Origin of the sequence: Paenibacillus sp. MBLB1832 (assembly GCF_032271945.1) — a bacterium.
Lineage (GTDB): Bacteria > Bacillota > Bacilli > Paenibacillales > NBRC-103111 > Paenibacillus_E > Paenibacillus_E roseopurpureus.
This window is the reverse complement of sequence record NZ_CP130319.1, coordinates 5,236,370-5,256,152: the sequence shown is the minus strand read 5'-3', so window position 1 is coordinate 5,256,152 and position 19,783 is coordinate 5,236,370. Positions and strand designations below refer to the sequence as shown.

The following is a 19,783-nucleotide window of genomic DNA, read 5'->3' as shown; positions in this document are numbered from 1 at the left end:
TTGCTTACGAGCGAATCGGCGCCGATTCGCGATTAGTGCTCCATCATCATCACGGGTTCCGTTTTGCTCCCGCTGGGGGTTCCAACCTCTTCCTGATGCTTCGGTTTACGCAGAAGTAGCGTCAGTGCGACGCCAACGGTCGTTAAGCACGCGGACAGGAAGAAGGTGTCTCCGTAACCCGCGACGACGGCGATTAACGGATTTGCGTCAGCTCCCGCGCTTGCAGTGTGCGAGGTGATTTGCGACGTTAAATATCCCGTCAGGCCCGCGACTGCGAACGAGACGACGACCTGCGCGGCTGCTGTTGTCAGCGGTGTGACGCGGCTCATCAGATGGCGCGGGGCAGAGTTCAAAACATGCGTGTTGAGCGGCATCATAGAGAAGCCCATGCTGAGCCCCATGATGCTGATGCACAGGATGATCACCCACAGCGGGGTATCCACCGATATGCCAGATAAAATGAACAGGATGATGGAAACAACGGTCAGACCGGCGAAGGCGAGCGGACGCGCACCGATTTTATCAAACAAACGGCCGCTAATCGGCATGCCGATTCCCGCGCATAGCGCGTAAGGCATTAGAATCCAGCCGGTTTCAAGTGCTGTATAGTGCATGACGCCTTGCAGGTACAACGGTATGATCAGCATTGCGCCGAACAGCGCGAGCTGTACGATCCAAGTCAAGATGATGCTGCGTGTAAAATCAGATGACTTGAATGCTTTTAGCTCCAGCAGCGGCTGCTTCTGTGTCAGCTCCACGAAGATGAAAATGATAAGCGCAATGCCACCGATGGTTAGTCCTGTGATCGTCGAAGTCTGGGACCAGCTGGTGCCGCCTTCGGTTACACCATACGCCAGCATGGAGAAGGCGATCGGTGCGAGGAACATGCCGATAAGGTCCAGATGCGGCGCCGTATGGCGGTCGGATTTCGGTAAAAATTTATACCCGAGAAAAAGGGCAATAAGACCGATTGGCAAATTGATGATGAAAATCCAGTGCCAACTGACAGAATCGACGAGCCAGCCGCATAGCACTGGACCGAACGCAGGCGCCATCAACATGGGAATGCCGAGCATGCCCATGATGGATCCGCGGCGCTCTGCAGGTGCGAGCTTGAATACCATGGTCATCCCAATCGGACCGACCATGCCGCCGCCTAAGCCTTGAATGACGCGGAAAAGGATCAGCTGTTCTGGCGATTGCGCGATACCGCAAAGGACGGAGCCGATCGTGAACAGGGCAATCGTAATCATAAAAATCTGCTTGGATCCGAATTTATCGGTCATCCAGCCTGCAAGTGGGATAACGGCGGATAAGGCCAGTGTATAGCCGGTGACGGTCCATTGGATCGTTTTCAGATCGGTATGGAAGTACTCCACGAGTTTCGGGATGGCATTGTTGACGACGGTGCTGTCTAGAATAACCATAATCATGGCGACAATAATTGCTGCAAGAGGCGGCATAATGGCTTTCATAGAGAAGCCGTCACTGCTGGCTGGCGTCGGTTTAGTTTGTGTAGGAGTTGACATTGATCCCTGCTTTCTGCTCTTTGAGAGCTGGGTATGGATGAAAATGATCCGCAGGCAATGCCTGCATGAAAGGTGCCTCCTTTTCCGCAATTTTGGGATAAAAAAGGGCGTTGACAACTCAAGGTTTTGGATGTACAATTAAAGTAGGGATAGAACTGTACGGTAATATATTTTGAATTTGTCAACATCGCTATCGATTATATCATAGCGTTATTTTTCGTTCAATACATTTTTTATCTTCCTCCGCGAAGCTGAGACACCAGAGATGACCCTTACATACATTGGGAGTCATCTCTTTTTTATGCCCCTTAACTAACCGAAAAGGATGTGCCACCAATGCCGCGACTTATGGGTGATCGGATTATTTTAAGAGAGTACAGCAAGGAAGACTTAAAGTATATGAGACAATGGTGCAATGATCCTGAGATTGTTGATCATTTATCGGACATTTTTCTGTATCCGCATACAGTTCATGGAACAGAGCAATATTTAAACGCCATTCTTGAAGGCAAAACGGAGCAGAAGGGCTTTGTGATCGCTCACAAGGATACGGAGGAATACATAGGGCAAATTGATTTATTTCGAATCGACTGGAAAAATAGATCCGCTGAACTTGGCATTGTGATTGGAATGAAAGAGTATCTGGGCCAAGGATTTGGGACGGAAGCGATAAAGTTACTGCAAGATTTTGTCTTTAACAGACTGAATCTAAATCGATTACAACTGGAAGTTCACGATTTTAATGAACGAGCGTATCGATGTTATTTGAAGTGCGGATTTAAAGAGGAAGGCCGATTAAGAGAGAAAACGTTTATTCATGGGCGGTATTCGGATACGATTTATATGAGTATTTTGAAAAGGGAATTTGAGGGATCAATTTGAAAGATCAAATTAGAAGAGATTTGAATTTCTATATGAAAGCCCATCAGAACCGATATAATCAGACTCTGCATTACTTTGCTTTTTTGTTTGCCTTTCTTGGTTGGATATTTTTATTTAATAATATTTGGGTGACGCTGGGCCTTGGGATTCTGCACTATGTGTTTTCCTGGGTAGGTCATTTCTATTTTGAAGGGAATAAGCCGGCATCTTTTCGGTATCCACTTGTCGGTTTTTATATCGGGTTTATGTGGTTTTTTATTAGGACCTTTGAAATGATTACGGGGAAAGAGATCATAAAGAAATATTTGGATGAACGTTCGTAAAAATCCTCCCCACCTCCACAACCCTCCAAGTTTCACCGTAGTGATGAAAATCATCATTCCAGCAGCCATTTACGCCTGGGAGGCCTTTGAAATGATGATTTATCACTTTTCACAGCTAAAGAACTCATTTATGCACAGTTTTCAGCTTGCTTCGAAGGACCCCATAGCCACTTGCTGGCCACCCCCGTCCAACGCACCATAATAAATCCCCCAAATCACACGACTTGCATCGCGCCAGCAAAAAAAGGATGTTGCTGATGGCTTTGCTGCAGATGTAAGTAGAAAATTGCAGAATTTTGTTGTAATTTAAATTTTTTTGTTGTCACGGAAACCGAAATCACCTATAATCTGGTAAGTGTTGTTCTAATTTTTAGTTCTTTATTCATGTAAAAGGCAAAATCTCCGAAAGGAGATGACGCAAAGCTATGGGTCTAAAGCCTTATCAAGAGGCTATGATTGCCAGGTTGCCATTAGAATTCCTAGTATATTTAATAGGATCATTCGTATATCAACCTGCGTAATAAGCCGCCCGTGCTTAGCGTAGGTTTTTTTGATTGTATTATTTTTGGAGGTGTAGGATGAGTTTATTAAACAGAGGATTCAACACGAAGCCGCAAGTGAGAAAGAAAATTGCATCTCTGCTCGTATTTTGTTTATTATTTTTCTCCGTAAGTATGGTGATTCCAGGATCGGTAGCCCGAGTATCGGCAGCTGCAACAACGAACATGCTTAATAAGAGTATTGTGGACTGGGTAATGGAGGAACAAACTGGTTATATTTATGCGATAACAAACGATACAAACGAATTGCTGTTTATCCGGACAAGTGATCTGCAAGTCGAGAAGCAATTTGCTATTGGATCAAGTCCGTCTGGGATTGCAATGGATAATGGCAAGCTTTATATTCCACTCTCTGGGGCAACGCAAATTAAGGTAGTAGACGTTGCTTCTCAAGCAATTACTTCTACCCTTACTACCGGTGGCAGCCGTTCGCCTTATCGAGTGGCGGTTGATGGGAATAAGCTTTACTATGTTGTAAAGGATAATTCTGATTTTGTTTACGATATTAATTTAACGACTAATGTTGAGACACAAGTAGATGTGTATCCAAAAGTATATTACAAGCCCGACCTTGCTGTAGATAAATCGACACATACTTTATACGTAGGTGAGAGCGGTTTATCTGGTTCAAAACTAGCAGCATATAACACAGCGACAGATACTTTAGTACCTAACAACCAATCTACCTATTACGGCGGATATGGATTCTCCTATGCAGGACGTAAAGTAATCCAAGACGGCAATGATGTATTCTTTGCAGGACACAAATTCGATAAAACCAATTTGAAAATCATCCACGGCGATTTTAAAGACGGTCCCTATGAGAATAAGATTTTTTATGTAAAAGATAATTATGCATTTTCCGATACCGCAGTTTACGATCGCAATAATTTCACAAAAATTACTAACCTTCCCTATCAAACTGAACGTATATTGATGGATGGTTCCAATAATACATACTTATTCAATACGACAACAAAGGCTATTGAAAAACTAAACCTCAATTTAACTCCAACAAACACGGTAACACAAACAACATATGTGGATAATAAACTTGGCTTCAATTTGCCTGTAACTGACATGGTTTACAGTCAAGACACGGGATTATTGTATGCTGTATCGCAAGATGCCAATAAGCTGCTTTATATTAATCCTGCGACTCTATCCATTGAGCATGAGATGTTTATAGGGTCCAAGCCGACTGATATAGACCTTTATGACGGCAAACTTTACATTGCATTGTACGGAAGCACCAAAATCGCAGTCACAGATTCTGTTTATAGCGGAAACATTTCCAATCTTATTGTAGATGAAACTCCGTATCATATTGCATTAAGCCCTAATAATATTTACTTCTTGCCGGAATTCCCGGGAAGCGGCAACAGAGAGCTTCACACATATGATCGAACAACAACGGCATCAAGTAAAGTTGTGTTTAGCGACCAAATCAACACATCCTTTTATCAGGGTGATCTGATATACAGTCCAGAACTGAACAAAATTTACATCGGAGAGTCTCAGTCATCCCCATCACAACTATCACTCGTAGGATTGGATCCGAGCAATGTAGGAAAATATAGAACTTTTGGTATTTCAGCAGGGTATTCCCCTTCCTCCAGACCTTTAGTCAAGGATGGGAATGAGATCTTCTTTGCAGGGAAAAACCTTGATGCGAGTAATTTGACTACGGTGAATGCTTCCTATCCTGAGCAAGTTCTTATGGCTAAAAATCAATATGTTATCTCCAAAACAGCAGTCTATGATCGGATAAATGGGAATAAGATTTTCAATCTTCCCTTCACAATAGATCACGTAACTATTAGTGACGACGGCAGCGTCCTGCTCTACAGTCAAGCGAAAAATGGATTATTCCGATACTCCAGCGTAGATGAAATTAAAATTCCAAGAGAAATAGCCAAAACCGTAAGCTTCAGGGATACCAATGGTACGTCTGGTCAAATTCAAGGTAATGTTGCTTGGACAGTTCCAGATGATCAATCTTATATCACTAGCTATACCGCTTATTATTTAGATGCGCAAGGCAATAAACTTGGTATGATCGGTGAATTGGCCAAAGGTTCCATAAACTCTATTGCGATTGCAAATACCTCAATACCAGCCAATGCCAAGCAGATCGGTATCTTTTCCAAGAATGCTTATGCTGAAAGCAGCAAGTTTAAGGCTTCGCCTATTTATGATTCGCCTAATTTCTTAGCTACCAATGTAACCTTTACAGATAACCAACCTTCTGCCGGTTTATATAATGGCACGTTTATGTGGTCACCTGGCGTTGATGAATCTGGCATTACCGGTTATGCAGCGTACTTCATTGATGCGAACATTCAACCTATAGGTAACGCGTTTGCGATGATTAATGCTGGGACAGTCAATTATGCTGTATATAATGTTCAAACCGTTCCAAGCAACGCCGTTTATGTAGGAGTTGTTCCGTTAGATCAAGCCCAACAAGAATTAAATAAAGTTACATTAATCAATTTGTGGGATAATATTTCTTCACTTCCTGTCACGATTACTAATTCCGTCTATTTACCTGCGCCAGTTACAATTTCTTTTCAGAATACTGAAACAGCGCAAGACAAAATCGGAGGAAAACTCTCATGGACAGCAGCCGCCGATCAAACTCAAATCACAGGCTACAAGGTCTATTTCTTGAATGCCGATAATCAAAAGGTAGGAAGTTTAGCACTAGTCAAGAAGGCAATTGGAAGTGTTTATCAGATAAACATTGCTACTGGAACTTCACTTCCAGTAGGAGCTGTAAAACTTGCCGTTACTGCAGTAAATGCATCAGGTGAGAGCAGCAATCTATCCATTCTTGAAAAGATTACTGCTGCGTCACCAATTGGTATCCCAGTACATATGGTGACCGTCTCTGGAGATGTATCCGCAACTGTTGGGAACAACTATCAGTACACCGCTACAGTAACTCCTGACAATGCAACAAACAAAGCTATAACATGGTCAGTAGTTAATTTAACTGGCAGAGCTACTATCAGTTCAACAGGTTTGTTGAATGCGATAAGTGCAGGTGCAGTAAGAGTAACCGCGACATCTGTAGAGAGTCCTGATACATGGTATTCGATAACTGTGAATATAAGCAATCCAGTTTCGGGCCCACTAACACCAGAGCCTAAGCCAGAACCTAAGCCAGAACCTAAGCCAGAACCTAAGCCAGAACCTAAGCCTGAGCCTACGCCAGAAAAACCTGTATTTAATCCAGAAATCGTTAATGTTGAAGTTGTTAAGCAAAAGATCATTGAAGCTATTGCAAATGCTCCAGTTGTGGTATTCCAAGACGTGCAGCCAACTGATTGGAGTGCAAACGCTATCCAAGTAGCAGCACAAATTGGTATCGTTACTGGTTATACGGATGGTTCGTTCCATAGCGGTGCTCAAGTAACAAGGGCAGAATTTGCAACAATGCTAGTTAAAGCTCTTGGAATCGATTCTAAGGACTCTGCATCTTTCGGAGACTCCAAAGGTCACTGGGCTGAAACAGCAATTAATGCCTTGAAGTCTAACGGTATTATTAGTGGCTATGAAGATGGTACATTTAAGCCAGACAATGATATTTCCCGCGCTGAGATGGTTGCCATCCTAGCAAAAGTAATGAACTTGAGTCCTGCAAACAACGGTCGAAAATTCTCCGATATAGGCGGAAATTGGGCGGAGGATGCTATCAATCAGCTGGCGGTAGCGGGTATTGTTGGTGGCAACGGAGACGGTAAATTTGATCCTAACGCTGCTGCTTCCAGAGCTGAGTCAGTAATGATGATTCTCCGTTTGTTGAAGGTCAATCTTGGTCTTGATATTAACGTATAAGAAAATGATCTAAAAATTATACGGTGGATCCTGGAAAACCAGTATCTACCGTATTTGTTGTTTCAACTGACATTCATGATACTGGCACTCCCCCCCACCCCTACCCCAAAAAGCTAATCATCAAGATGCCCAGCAGGATGAGCGCCGAGCAGAGAATTCGCAGCTGTCCCTGCTTCTCTTTCAACACAACGATGCCCAAAATCGTGGCGAACACGGTGCCGATTTCACGGAGCGGTGAGATGTGGGCTACGGGGGCGTAGGTCAGCGCCATCAGGAACAGCAAATAGGATAGCGGATTGAGGATCGCTCCGAGCCAGATGATGCGGCTGTTGAGTTGCCACTCCTTGCGCAGCTGCTTTGACTTGATCACGAGCGGAGTCAGTCCCGCGACGAACCCGATATTCGTCACTTCAAGTAGGGAGATTGCCGAAATGTTGCCGAGGTTCAGCTTATCAACGAGTACGTAGCACGTTGTACAGACTCCGACACATAAGGCCATGAGGAATGGCTTAATCGTTTCCCAGCGGCTTAATCCTTGACTACTCTGCCGTCCTGTAAAAATCCCGCTAAGCGAAATGAAGCCGATGATCATGCCTAGCAGACCTAGCCATCCCCAGAGGGATAGCTTTTCGCCAAGGAACAAGACACCGAGTATCGGGATAAATAAGGTGTTGGTGCCTCGCATGATCGGGTAGATCTGCGAGAGGTCACCCATATTGTAGGTGTGTGCCAGCAAGAAAGCGTAAATCACTTGCATGCATGCGGATACCAGCAATAAGCCATAAGCAGAAAAGGATAAGGGATGAGTCCATAATTCTCGGATTAAATAAGGTAAAAGAATAATTGTCGTCACCATGATGATGGACCAGAGGAAGGCGCTTTTGTTATGGCTTCGCTTGGTGAACAAACTCCAAATGGCATGTGTGAGTCCCGAGGCTAAAACGAGTATGGTTGCTACGAGTACCAAGTCATCATCTCCATGTTATTACTCGCTTTTCGCAGTGCCAGCCAGATGTTCGGGCTGCTCATGCAATACACTGCCATCCGCAAGCCGCAGCCAAGTCTCGAAGGAGCGCTCATCCTGTCGGAGTCGGATCATTCTCGCCCCTCGAGGAAAGCCTTCTTTGCCGTAGGTGTTGTAGCCTGTTGCTCTTCCGTAACAAAGGCGTATGCCATGAAGCTCGCCCCAGAAGTCGTTGATATGGTCATGACCGACGAACGTACCGATGACATCGCCCATTTCTAGCATGGCAGTGAACATCCCGGAGTTAACATTTGCACTATAAACAGCATTTTCGAAGTAGCTGCCATAGCAAGTTTTCGTGTCCCACATCAACTGATATTCGGGCAGTGGAATATGGAAGAAAGCGAGCGCGGGCAACGGTTGATCGCCAGAATCAGCGCGGGTCGCCAGCGACTCCTTGCGGTACCAATCGATTTGATCACTGCGAATCCAATCATAGCCCCCAATATGCGGAAGCGGTGAATAAGCACCAGAATCAAGGAAGTACAAATTGACCTTGTTCTGTCCATCCCCATCATATATTGTAAGCCGATAATTACCAGTACCGTTAATGTCCTCGGGGCCGCGCTGGGCTAGGGTATGCGGATAGGTTAAGACAGCCGTCATCAGCTCATCTCGTGTTATCAACGTCTCGGTATCGTGATTGCCGAACACCACGGCCCAAGGTATCCCCCGAGCTTCGGTCGCTGCCACAGCACCTTGCAAGGCTTGCAAGGGATCGTCACAAATGGGCTCCCCTGGCGCAACATCGCCAGTATAGATGACGTCGCCTGTAAAGACGACCAGGTCGGGCCGCTCAGCATCCAGAATGTCGGCCATGAGTTGACCCGTCATTTGGTCGAGGGCGCCTCCGTCTTTCCAATGTAAATCAGTAAACTGGGCAATGGTGAAGGTGCGATCTTCTCGGAAAACAAGTGAGTGTGGCATACGAAAGTCCCCCTGATTCATACTTGTCATTGGAGTTGTTGTTATGTGGTTTCATATTGATATCTTGTTGTTTGTTGACAATTGTATCGCCCGTCTAATCCAACTGTCAACACATAATTTAGCACGCCGCTCCTAAGTTGACAGCTCTCCCACCTGCACATACAATAATAAAAACAACATGAAACAACACGAATTCATCGGGAATAGTCAATTAAACATGATACATTTTATATAATTCACATAATCACGTTAGACAGGAGGCTAAGATGTCACTAACCTATGAAGATCGCAGGATGACAATCCTGAATCAGCTGGATGTGGAGGGCAAAGTCCAAGTCCATCATCTGTCTGAGCTTTTGAACGTATCGACGGAGACGGTGCGGCGGGATCTGGATCGCCTGGAGAAGGAAGGCAAGCTTCGGAAAGTATACGGCGGCGCAGTTCGAATGCGTATGGAGCTGGTGGAGCCCCCTTTTCAAAGTCGCGTGCAAATGATGAAGCCTGAGAAAATGGCAATTGGCAAGCTGGCAGCGTCACTCGTACAAGATGGTGAGACGATTATGTTGGATAATGGGACAACGACGATCGAAATGATTCCCTTTTTAAAAGATAAAACGAATGTGACCCTCATTACGAACTCCATCACGATTCTGAATTTGGCGATGGAAACGTTCCGTGGGAGACTTATTTTCACAGGCGGGGAAGTCAACCAAGAATGCCGTGCGGTGACTGGCTCTCTCGCAGATCAAATGCTCGATCAGTTTAAAGTGAACAAAGCCTTCATATCCGCGGGCGGCATTTCCTTAACGGATGGACTGACAGATTTCCATCTGGCAGAAGCTGTCATTGCACGTAAAATGATGCAGCGAGCAGAAGAAGTTATTCTGGTAGCGGATCATAGCAAATTCGGTTTATCGACGTTTGCACGTGTTGCTAATCTGAAGGACATTTCTATGCTAGTTACGGACTCAGGATGTCCGAAGGAATGGATCGACAAAGTGAAAGCGTTAGGCATTGAGGTGCGTATCAGCGAATAGTAAATCGCCATTTAACCGGCTTAAACAGCGGTGTAATGGCGATTTTTTTCATATATATGCAACTAAAACGCGCCACTGGATAATATTAGCTTCCCAGTGAATACTAACCATAATCACAGTTGGAAGGTGGGCGAAGTATGGGGCAAAAGCAGGATACAATTGGATTCGCAACTGAACTAGAAACGAATATCCGCCTGCTCAACGAACACTTCAACGCCTCCGACGATGTGGGAATCAGAGCGTTTCATTTCCATGGGATGAAAGGAAGCCTCCTGTATCTGATAACGGTGACGGACAAAGATAAGCTGCAAACCGATATTCTAAAGCCGCTGCTGCAAGCTAAGGATGGCCGGCTGGAAGGCCAGCAGGAAGGCCAACTGGAGGACATCCTGCCGATTTTGGATTTGGAGCGGGTAACCGATCTGCCTACGGCAGCCGCTGGCATGCTGCAAGGACGATGTGCCATTCTGCTCGATGGACGAGCCGAATTACTCATGGCGGACGCTAGCTCGAGCGTGGTGCACAGCATCGCTGAATCGAAGAACGAACAAACGATCCGTGGATCGCATGAGGGCTTCAACGATGACGCGAGCGTCAATGCGCAGTTGATTCATCGGCGATTGAAGAATGCGAATCTGACCGAGAGGCATTTCACCCTAGGTTCTTCGAGTCCAACGCGTGTGACCTTGCTCTATATGTGTGATCTCGCGGATATGACCATCGTCAATGAGATCATTGCCAATTTGCTAACGAATCAAGCTCAATTTATTAAATCGCCTGGTCAAATCTTGGAACGGCTGGAGAGCAGCCATTTCTCTCTGTTCCCGCAAATGCTATTCAGTGAACGGCCCGACAGTACAGCGGCTCACTTAATGGAAGGGCGAATCGTGCTTCTGATCGATGGCAGTGCCTTTGCAACGATCCTGCCTGTCACGTTTTTTATGTTTTTTCAAGCGGCCGACGATTTTAACGTTAGATGGTGGAATGGCACCTTTTTCCGCTTCCTGCGGCTAATTAGTGTCGTGATTGGTATCGCCCTGCCATCCGTCTATATCGCCATCGTTTCGAATCATTTTGATATTCTGCCAATTGACTTGGTCTTTTCCTTGAAAGCGTCTTTGGAAAATATTCCGTTCAATCCGTTGATGGAAGCCATGTTCATGATTACGGTGCTGGAACTGCTCAGAGAAGCGGCGATTCGCTTGCCCAAATCGATTGCATCAACCCTGTCTATTGTCGGCGGTTTGGTCATCGGCAGTGAAGTGGTGAATGCTAATCTCGTGTCCACCACGATGATCGTTGTCATTTCGTTGACGGCTGTCGCTTCGTTCAGCGTGCCCTCCCATGAGATGCGACTGGCGATTCGGCTCATTTCCTTTCCAATCATGATCGCCTCCGCACTGCTGGGTTTTGTGGGGATTGCTTTCAGCTTTAGCCTGCTATTCATGCATCTAAGTAAGCTCGAATCGTTTGGTGTACCTTACTTTTATCCGTTCATGCCCTTTAAACCTAGTCGGATATTGACGGCACTTATTCAGCTTCCGAAGCGAATCTTCGGCGGGAAGGCTTCGAAACGGAGGTTATCATGACAAGAGCACAAGTCTTCGCTTTTATTTTGCAAACTCAGATTGGCATTGCTGTACTCTCCTTTCCCTATGATTTGCATAAGGCCGCGGGTCACGATGGGTGGATTTCCGTCATCTTGGCGGGCGTGTGCGTTCAACTTGTGCTGCTGGCTTATATGATGTTATGTAGAAGGTTTCCCCAACAAAATCTCTATGAGCTCGTGACGCCTATCGTGGGAAAATGGATCGGAAAGCTGATCTCCGTCATCTTCGTCGCTCACTTCGCTTTTACGACCTGTCTTATTCTACTTATGGAAATGATTTTCGTGGAGTTATGGATATTGCCGTACTCCAATCCGTGGCTGATCATTGTGGCCAATTGTGTGGTGTGCCTCTATTTAGCCAAAGAGAACATCCGAATCATAGCGCGATATCATGCATTGATAACCTTACTTGTGGTTGTGATGATTGCTTTAATGCTAACGAGCTACCGCACAATGGATTTGCGTTATTTGCTGCCTGTCGGACAGGGGGGCTTGAACAGCATCCTGATGGGGGTGAAGAGCTCGGTTCTGTCCTTCCTAGGTTTCGAAGTGCTGCTGGTGCTGAATTCCGATATTCGAACGAAAGGGAAAAGTCTAATTACGCCGATCCTGTGGGCAAATAGCCTGGCAACTTTGTTTTTCTTAATTGTCGTACTCGTCTGTTTCGTCAATTTCAGTTCGGAATCGCTGGATTTCATTCCACAGCCTGTACCGTACTATTTGAACGGAATTTCATTGCCATTCCTAGAGCGGCTGGACCTGCTGTTCCTGTCTGTCTGGCTGGTGAAAGTGACAGCAACACTGATTAGTTACTTTTATTGCACGGGAAAGGGCATCAGCCATTTGTTCAATCTTAGCGATCACCGCAAAGTAATGTACTATCTGGTACCTATCCTCTGTGTATCAGGATTTTTCTGGAGATCAGAGTCCCGCGTACAGACATTGGAACAGGTCACGAAGATCGAAAGCTTCGTCATTCTAGGCATTCCGATTGTACTCTTATTGTTAGCATGGGTAAGGGGAAAAAGGGGGCAATTACCGGTATGAGATCCGCTATGCTGATTATCGTTGTCGTACTGCTTCTTACAGGGTGCAACTACCATAATGATCTCAAAAATCTACAGCTGATTTACGCCACCGCGATTGATGTAAACGAGAAAAATGATATCGTTACAACCGTTACGATTCAAACGCCAGGCGGTAAAGAAAGAAGCACACCTGTGCATGAGGTACTGTCAGATTCAGGCCCAACGCTTCAAGAATCGTTATACAAGAAGATCGGTTTACAGATCGCGGGCCCTATTGGCGTCTCGAAAAACCAAGTCTTGCTCATCGGCGAAAAGCTAGCGAAGAAAGATTTGGCGGATATTCTCGACTCCACATTTCGGAACTCCAACGATCCCATGCTCGCCAAAGTGGCGATCGTCCGTGGGAAAGCGGGCGAATTAATTCGCCTCGACCGTATTGGTTCCGCAACGGCAGGCGAATATTTACGGAAAATTATTATGAGTGCCCGTTATGAAACGATTATCCCTTCCTTGTCGTTACACGCACTTTATCCGTTATTGCACGATAAGGGGAGGGATCCTGTGATTCCGCTGCTTCGGAAAGAAGAGGATAAAGCCGTAGTTGATGGCGTAGGTCTCATCCATAAACGCAAATATACAGGCTATTCATTAACGCCAGAACAATCCACACTATTAATTCTGATGTATGGAAGGAAAGACAAAGTCTGTGTGATCACACGGAAAGTGGAGGAGGATTCTATGCAGAAAGACGATCCTTCCCAGTACTTGTCGTTGAATATTACGAACTTAAAACGTGATAAGCGGGTATGGATTGACGAAGAGGGACGCGTTCAAATTCAACTTGATTTGAAGATGAAAGGGTCTGTCGTGGAATTCGCACACGATAATCTTTCAGATAAGAAGCAGGTGGCGGCGTTGAGCCAGCGGTTCTCAGACATTCTGACAGAAGAAGGGCATGCGACGTGCAGGCTTTTGCAAAAGGCGAATTCCGATGCCTTGAGCATCGGGCGGGACATCATGGCTTACTATCCAGATGCGTGGGCGAAAATGGATTGGGACACCGCGTATCCGAATGCGAACTTTCATGTTTCCATGAATGTGGAAATCATTTCCCATGGGATCATTAACTAGCCTGCTTATTCTGGAGGGACAGTTCGAGGAGACTCGGCTGTCCTTTTTTGCTTAGTACTCGTATATTTGTCGAAGAACTCTATGGTAAAATATAGGTGTTAAAAGCAGGATAGAGACATCATCATGGCATATTGAACAGGAAAGCGGGGCTGCAGCAAAATGATCAAGCTAAGGTCTGTTTTTGTTGATGAACCGGATCCTCACTGGCATAAGTTAAAGTCGCCGATACCCGGTCATATTCTATTTCTTGTCATTCAGGGTTCGTTTACTTATATCATAGGCAATGAAACCTATCGCTTAATGAAAGGTGATATTCTCTACATGCCTTATGGGGTTGTTCGCGAAGGGATTCAAATGGATGGTGAGTTGCATCAGAAATATACGATACTGTTTGATCTACATCCTAATCAAAATCTTCCCATTCTGATGCAGCATCAGACCGTACATATTAAAACCAATAACTTTGAATACCTCAAGCAGCGATTTTCAATTTTGGTCCAGCAGTGGCTCGGGCGCCTCCCCTATTTCCAGATGATGTGCGAAGTCATCGCTCAAGAACTGCTGATTGCGGTAAATCGAGAAAGTGATGTGGCCCGTTATCCATCTAAGAAAAAGGCGCATGTACAGATTTTACAGAAGTACATCGCGGATCATTATCGCCAACATCTAGGCATTGAAGAATTAGCTAATACGATTCAACGGACACCTAATTATGTAACAACCATTTTCAAGGAAGTGATGGGGATGTCTCCTGTTGCTTATTTGCATCAAGTACGCATTTCTGCCGCTAAGGAGCTGCTGCTGCATACGAAGATGTCGGTTGGAGAGGTAGCGGACTATCTTGGTTTTTATGATACATCACATTTTCATCGTGTGTTTCGCAAACATACGGGACAACCTCCATCAACACTTTTAGTAGAGCTGACTTAAAAAATGTAGTTTTGTACAAAAAGCTATAGTCATGTCCATCGAATTCTATGGGGTGAACTGCTAGTATTAAGTTATCATCTACACAAAGGAAATCTATGGAGGTGTCTTGTATTTATGAAGCGAATCATTGTGGACCATCCGCAACTTGTTGCGTTTTGGGATTTTCAGGAGGAGCCAGGCCAGGAGCGGGTTTCTCAGGGACCTAAAGCGCATGCTTTACAAGAGGGTGCTGGAGAGGTTGCGCGTGATGAAGACGGCGTCTTTGGCCCGTATTCCGCACGACTTGATGAGGGGAAGTGGTTCTTTATTCCTCGAATGGCATGCCCTGAATTAAATATAGCTGGACCACAAGCCCAAGTTACCATAGCTGCATGGGTGAAGCGAGGTCAAAAATCGAATACGCAGTGCGAGTTTGTGGCAGGAATGTGGAATGAAACCAACAAGAAAAGACAGTATGGTTTATTCCTTAATCTCTATATTTGGGAAAGCTCAGAGCAGGTTTGCGGGCATGTCTCATCAATAGGTGGTCCAACACCAGGACATCGTTGGTGCATGGATGCATCGATTGGAAGTCATGCTGTTCCAAGGGGGGAGTGGCAGTTTGTGGCCTTCACTTACGACGGAGAGTATGCACGCTCCTACCTAAACGGTATCCTGGATGAACGTGAAGGCCGAAATCCGTACCCGTATCCAGGAGGATTGTATGATGGTGGAGAGGATGGCGCTGATTTTACGGTTGGAGCCGTAGATCGGCTTCACGAGATTGGCAATTATTTTGTAGGCAGCTTTGGAGGGTTAGCCATTTATAACAAGGCATTATCGGCTAATGAGCTATCAGAACTTTATGCTGCCACTTTGGTATAGAATTGTATGTAAGTGAAATAATCCTCCCATTCATACAGGGGGGATTATTTGTATTTGTACGCTATGTACTGAATTCTTACAGCAGGTTAAGATAGAGTAAGATCAAAAAAATGCGAATAGGGAAAGAGGTTGGTTCAATACGAATGAGAAACGAACGATGGTTCTTACCTCTACGCGCTAAATTTATCATTTTGTTAGTGATCTTAATTATGGTCCCTTTCGGAATAAGCGGAGGGATGACGTATACGAAGTATTCTGCTGACGTCCGTCAGAATGCCATTACATATTCGCAGCAGACAGTGGACCAGATCCGCATGAATTTAGATCGTTATGTGAAAGAGATGGAGCGTCTGACGTTGTCACCCTTGTACGATACAAGTGTTCTCAGTATTCTGAGCGCACATGGCAGTGGGGGGAGGGAGAGCAGCTACATTACCTCGGATGAGGATCTCAAAATGAATCTCTACTTGTCTTCTATGGCTTTCGACCGTTCAGAGATCGAGAGCTTTCTTGTCTTCACCGAAGACGGGGCTTTATTTAGTACAGCAGCCCCTAATGTTCGTAATTATTGGAGGCAAACGGAACGGGATTGGATGGATATCGTTGATCGTAATGATGGAGGACTTACAATCTTGCCAGCCCATCAAGTGGGGTACTACACCAATGGGCAACGAGATGTTATTTCAATGGCTCGCGCCATTCGAGAGCCTTATACCTTGCGAAAGCTGGGTTATATCAAAGTGGACTTAAATATGGATCGGTTCTTAGATATTTTCTCCGCAGTCGATTTTGGACCTGATAGCGTTCTGACCATTCGTGACAGGAATGGCAAAATTTTTTACCCGATTCAGGAGCCGGAGGCTGCCCGTGATATAGGTAAGTTTGTTGTCTCGGCTACCAAGTCTGACTATACGAAAATGACGGTCGAAGCTCAAATTCCTGTGGCTCCCCTCCAGCGTCAAGCGAATGAGTTGTCCCAGTATACCTTATTCGTATCTGTTGTCGCTATTATAGCGGCCATCCTAATTGCGATTCTCGCTGCGGATCGACTTGTGAAGCCAATTCGTTATTTGCAGCGAAAAATGCGGCAAGTACAACAAGGGGACTTCAACGTTAGAGCTGAGGTAACAACGTATGACGAGATTGGTCATTTGACGGAAGGGTTCAACCACATGGTCATTGATATTGAAAGGCTCGTCAAGGAAGTATATGAGACCAAATGGAGAGAGCGTGATGCTGAACTTGCGGCTTTGCAAAGCCAACTGAATCCACATTTTATGTACAATACGTTAGAGACCATTAACATGTTGGCTATTCAAGAAGGGACACAGCAAATATCTGGCGTGGCAACGAATCTAGGGAGGCTGCTTCGTTACACGGTAGATAAACGACAAGTACGGGTGACACTGGAGGATGAGTTGAGGTTTGTCGAAGCCTACCTTGAAATTCAATCTCTCAGGGAAGGACATAGACTGCGAACAGAACTGCATGTAGATACTTCCTTCTCATCAGCGTTGGTACCTAAATTAATCTTACAACCGCTGGTGGAGAATGCGATTGAACACGCCATGGGTTCGGATGTGGTTACAGTTCGCGTACAAGCGACCGTGGATGGAGATGATCTTCTTCTCATCGTGGAGGATAATGGCCGAGGCATGGAAGAGACTAAATTACAAGCTCTGTATAAACGTATGACGCAGAGCAAGGACAGCAATGGAGACACAGGATATGGCAGCCCTCGATTTGGCGGCAATAATCACGGCTATGCCTTACGAAATTTACATCAACGACTTCAATTGTTATACGGGGAGCAGTATGGAGTTAGTATGACTTCAACCGCAGGAGCAGGTGCTAGATTCCAGCTGCGTATGCCATTTGAATGGGAGGAACAACATGATACAAGTGATGCTAGTTGAAGATGAAGCGGTTATCCGAGGCGGTCTCCGCAAGCTGATCGAAGAAGTCTTCGTTGGTTTTAAAGTTTCGGCTGAGGCAGAAACAGGCAAAGAGGCACTCACGCTTCTAAAGTCTGTCATTCCCGATCTCATTATTACGGATATTCGCATGAAGGATATGGACGGCCTTGCGATGATTGAACGCATCCGTGAGCAGAACATTGAAATTCCCATTGTCATTTTAAGTGGATACAGCGATTTTGAGTATGCCAAGAGAGCTTTACGCAACCGGGTTGAAGATTATTTGTTGAAGCCGATTGACCGCGGAGAGCTGGCTTTATGCTTGGAGAAACTGAGAAGTCGTATAAGAGTTACGACGGATATGAAGGCGAATTTGGACCTCACAGATCCAATCGAGGAACGGGCTGTCATCCGTAGAGTAAAAGAGTTGGTTCAATCACGGCTTCATCAAGAAGTATCTTTGCAATATATAGCCGAGCAAGTAGGTATGAATTCGCAATACTTATCGGGACTCTTCAAGCAAGAGACGGGACAAAATTTTGTTGATTATGTAACGGCATCACGTATGAATAAGGCGAAGAAGTTATTAAAAGAGACAAACTTAAAAATTTATGAAATCGCAGGTTTATCCGGCTATGTGAATGCCAAGCATTTTATGACGGTATTCAAGCAAGGTGTTGGTGTGACGCCAAGTGAATATAGGGAGGGCATGTGAAAAACTCGAACCATATCTCGCTTCCAGAGGATTTTTTTACAGTGCCTTTACCTCGTATAATCAATCATGCAAGGGTTGATGAATGCGCTTGCATAATTTCAAGAGGGGGAATACCATATGCGTAAACATATTACGCTGCTAGCAACACTTTCCATTTCACTCGCATCTTTATTGAGTGCCTGTGGTTCGACTGATTCCAAAGCTTCGCCTTCGCCTTCGGCTGTACCAACAACAAGCCAGAAGGCTGCCGAGCCAGCTAAACCGATGACGCTTAAACTTAGTTTGTGGGGCGATGACACACGTAAGAAGCTGTATGAGGAGTATGGTAAGAAATTCACAGCCTTACATCCGAACATCAATGTAGAAATTATGCTCATTCCATCAGCCGAGTATCAGCAGAAGATGTCGATTCTTCTTGCTTCCAAACAAGGGCCAGATGTAGCCTGGTTTACGGAGCGGGCTTACCCGCAATTTTTGGGAGCCGACCAGCTTTTGGACTTATCGGAGATTAAAAATGACGCTAACTACAACTTCAATGATATGTTACCGGGTACGTTCGACCTCTTGAAGAAAGGCGACAAAGTCTATGGCGTTCCCTTTGCAATCGGGCCTAAAGTACTCTTCTTCAACAAGACATTGTTCAAGGAAAAAGGCTTGAAAACACCTTTAGAATTGTCACAAGAAGGCAAGTGGGATTATCCGACAATGGTTAGCACAGCGAAGGCGTTGACTGATTCTTCCAAAGGTATATATGGGCTGAACTTATTCGAGAGTGGTGGCTGGAAAGCATGGGTTGATGCATTAGTTGAGACGTTCTGGGGCTTCGGGGCTGAGTTATTCAATCAAGAAGGCACTAAATTTTTGTTGAATTCGCCTCAGGGTGAACAAGTCATGCAAATGTACTATGACATGCTCTATAAGGATCAGTCACACCTGAAGCCGGGTGATCAAACAACGTTCGACACGGGTAAAGTAGCCATGGTTCGTGAGGTCTACAGTTACTCGGCGAAAGCCCGCAACATCAAGGACTTTGAGTGGGATATTGCACCCATGCCAACGCCTCCGATTAAGGATGCTCCTGCAGCAGTCGGGATGGCTGGATATTCAGTTATTAAGTCGACTGAACATCCAAAGGAAGCACTTGAACTGCTTAAGTATTTCACAAGTGCAGATGTTGAAAAAGAGCTCACGCAGTTCTACCTGCCGAACCGTAAGTCAGTACTTGAATCGGATGCCATCCTAGGCGTTGGCAAGCCATCGAAAGAAGCGATTAAAACTGCGTTAATCTCACCTTTCTCCAAAACGCTGCGCTTCCAGCCGAGCCATCCAAACTGGCAGCAAATTGATGTGAAAATGCAGACATTATTTGATTTCTTATATTCGAAGACGGCTACACCCAAACAAGTGTTGGAAAAAATGGAGCAGGATATAACTCCGCTCTTAAAGTAAAGGAGAAGTCTTGACC

Annotated in this window: 15 protein-coding genes and 1 riboswitch; of the genes, 12 read left to right on the top strand and 3 right to left on the bottom strand. The window is 45.3% G+C overall.

Annotation, left to right across the window (positions count from 1 at the left end; translation table 11 throughout):
* Positions 1-32: 32 nt before the first annotated feature.
* On the bottom strand, positions 33-1,529 hold the full coding sequence (locus MJB10_RS23705) for an MDR family MFS transporter (RefSeq protein WP_314799289.1): 1,497 nt from the start codon (positions 1,527-1,529) through the stop codon (positions 33-35).
* Between the two features lie 336 nt (positions 1,530-1,865).
* Between MJB10_RS23705 and MJB10_RS23700 the strand changes: the two genes are divergently transcribed.
* The 3 genes from MJB10_RS23700 (at position 1,866) to MJB10_RS23690 (ending at position 7,137) form a co-directional block, all read left to right on the top strand.
* Positions 1,866-2,411 carry a GNAT family N-acetyltransferase gene (locus MJB10_RS23700; RefSeq protein WP_314799288.1) on the top strand — a complete coding sequence of 182 codons (546 nt, stop codon included), beginning with the start codon at positions 1,866-1,868 and terminating at the stop codon, positions 2,409-2,411.
* A complete protein-coding gene (locus MJB10_RS23695) occupies positions 2,408-2,734 on the top strand; it encodes a DUF962 domain-containing protein (RefSeq protein WP_314799286.1) in 327 nt (108 codons plus the stop codon). Before MJB10_RS23700 ends, MJB10_RS23695 begins: the two co-directional genes overlap by 4 nt.
* Before the next feature lie 382 nt (positions 2,735-3,116).
* A riboswitch (cyclic di-GMP riboswitch) is annotated at positions 3,117-3,206 on the top strand.
* A gap of 106 nt (positions 3,207-3,312) precedes the next feature.
* Positions 3,313-7,137 (top strand): S-layer homology domain-containing protein, encoded by a 3,825-nt coding sequence (locus MJB10_RS23690; protein ID WP_314799284.1) that lies wholly within the window; start codon positions 3,313-3,315, stop codon positions 7,135-7,137.
* 100 nt (positions 7,138-7,237) lie between these two features.
* Here MJB10_RS23690 and MJB10_RS23685 read toward each other — a convergent pair whose 3' ends face one another.
* On the bottom strand, positions 7,238-8,104 hold the full coding sequence (locus MJB10_RS23685) for an EamA family transporter (RefSeq protein ID WP_314799282.1): 867 nt from the start codon (positions 8,102-8,104) through the stop codon (positions 7,238-7,240).
* An 18-nt stretch (positions 8,105-8,122) separates the two neighbouring features.
* Entirely contained in the window at positions 8,123-9,088 is a 966-nt protein-coding gene (locus MJB10_RS23680) for a metallophosphoesterase family protein (RefSeq protein WP_314799279.1), read from the bottom strand.
* 266 nt (positions 9,089-9,354) lie between these two features.
* On the opposite strand from MJB10_RS23680, the gene MJB10_RS23675 reads away from it, so the two are divergent.
* From MJB10_RS23675 to MJB10_RS23635, 9 genes are all read left to right on the top strand, one after another.
* Positions 9,355-10,125, top strand: coding sequence for a DeoR/GlpR family DNA-binding transcription regulator (locus tag MJB10_RS23675; protein WP_314799277.1), 771 nt, complete (start codon positions 9,355-9,357; stop codon positions 10,123-10,125).
* Between the two features lie 137 nt (positions 10,126-10,262).
* The gene (locus MJB10_RS23670) at positions 10,263-11,714 is read left to right on the top strand and encodes a spore germination protein (RefSeq protein ID WP_314799274.1); all 1,452 of its coding nucleotides are present in this window, start codon (positions 10,263-10,265) and stop codon (positions 11,712-11,714) included.
* Entirely contained in the window at positions 11,711-12,781 is a 1,071-nt protein-coding gene (locus MJB10_RS23665) for a GerAB/ArcD/ProY family transporter (RefSeq protein WP_314799271.1), read from the top strand. Before MJB10_RS23670 ends, MJB10_RS23665 begins: the two co-directional genes overlap by 4 nt.
* Positions 12,778-13,893 carry a Ger(x)C family spore germination protein gene (locus tag MJB10_RS23660; protein ID WP_314799269.1) on the top strand — a complete coding sequence of 372 codons (1,116 nt, stop codon included), beginning with the start codon at positions 12,778-12,780 and terminating at the stop codon, positions 13,891-13,893. Before MJB10_RS23665 ends, MJB10_RS23660 begins: the two co-directional genes overlap by 4 nt.
* A 159-nt stretch (positions 13,894-14,052) precedes the next feature.
* Entirely contained in the window at positions 14,053-14,823 is a 771-nt protein-coding gene (locus tag MJB10_RS23655; protein WP_314799267.1) for a helix-turn-helix transcriptional regulator, read from the top strand.
* 114 nt (positions 14,824-14,937) lie between these two features.
* Positions 14,938-15,687 (top strand): LamG domain-containing protein, encoded by a 750-nt coding sequence (locus tag MJB10_RS23650; RefSeq protein ID WP_314799264.1) that lies wholly within the window; start codon positions 14,938-14,940, stop codon positions 15,685-15,687.
* Between the two features lie 143 nt (positions 15,688-15,830).
* Positions 15,831-17,603: a cache domain-containing sensor histidine kinase gene (locus tag MJB10_RS23645; RefSeq protein ID WP_314799262.1), complete on the top strand. Its 1,773-nt coding sequence runs from the start codon at positions 15,831-15,833 to the stop codon at positions 17,601-17,603.
* Complete coding sequence (locus MJB10_RS23640; protein ID WP_314799259.1) at positions 17,581-18,318, top strand: response regulator transcription factor; 738 nt, start codon at positions 17,581-17,583, stop codon at positions 18,316-18,318. Before MJB10_RS23645 ends, MJB10_RS23640 begins: the two co-directional genes overlap by 23 nt.
* 117 nt (positions 18,319-18,435) lie before the next feature.
* Positions 18,436-19,767 carry an ABC transporter substrate-binding protein gene (locus MJB10_RS23635; protein WP_314799256.1) on the top strand — a complete coding sequence of 444 codons (1,332 nt, stop codon included), beginning with the start codon at positions 18,436-18,438 and terminating at the stop codon, positions 19,765-19,767.
* Positions 19,768-19,783: the final 16 nt, after the last annotated feature.

Bases quoted from the DNA above. Each gene is read 5' to 3' on its own strand.
- MJB10_RS23705 (WP_314799289.1), bottom strand. From the start codon at position 1,529: ATGTCAACTCCTACACAAACTAAACCGACGCCAGCCAGCAGTGACGGC.
- MJB10_RS23700 (WP_314799288.1), top strand. From the start codon at position 1,866: ATGCCGCGACTTATGGGTGATCGGATTATTTTAAGAGAGTACAGCAAG.
- MJB10_RS23690 (WP_314799284.1), top strand. From the start codon at position 3,313: ATGAGTTTATTAAACAGAGGATTCAACACGAAGCCGCAAGTGAGAAAG.
- MJB10_RS23680 (WP_314799279.1), bottom strand. From the start codon at position 9,088: ATGCCACACTCACTTGTTTTCCGAGAAGATCGCACCTTCACCATTGCC.
- MJB10_RS23675 (WP_314799277.1), top strand. From the start codon at position 9,355: ATGTCACTAACCTATGAAGATCGCAGGATGACAATCCTGAATCAGCTG.
- MJB10_RS23670 (WP_314799274.1), top strand. From the start codon at position 10,263: ATGGGGCAAAAGCAGGATACAATTGGATTCGCAACTGAACTAGAAACG.
- MJB10_RS23665 (WP_314799271.1), top strand. From the start codon at position 11,711: ATGACAAGAGCACAAGTCTTCGCTTTTATTTTGCAAACTCAGATTGGC.
- MJB10_RS23660 (WP_314799269.1), top strand. From the start codon at position 12,778: ATGAGATCCGCTATGCTGATTATCGTTGTCGTACTGCTTCTTACAGGG.
- MJB10_RS23655 (WP_314799267.1), top strand. From the start codon at position 14,053: ATGATCAAGCTAAGGTCTGTTTTTGTTGATGAACCGGATCCTCACTGG.
- MJB10_RS23650 (WP_314799264.1), top strand. From the start codon at position 14,938: ATGAAGCGAATCATTGTGGACCATCCGCAACTTGTTGCGTTTTGGGAT.
- MJB10_RS23645 (WP_314799262.1), top strand. From the start codon at position 15,831: ATGAGAAACGAACGATGGTTCTTACCTCTACGCGCTAAATTTATCATT.
- MJB10_RS23640 (WP_314799259.1), top strand. From the start codon at position 17,581: ATGATACAAGTGATGCTAGTTGAAGATGAAGCGGTTATCCGAGGCGGT.
- MJB10_RS23635 (WP_314799256.1), top strand. From the start codon at position 18,436: ATGCGTAAACATATTACGCTGCTAGCAACACTTTCCATTTCACTCGCA.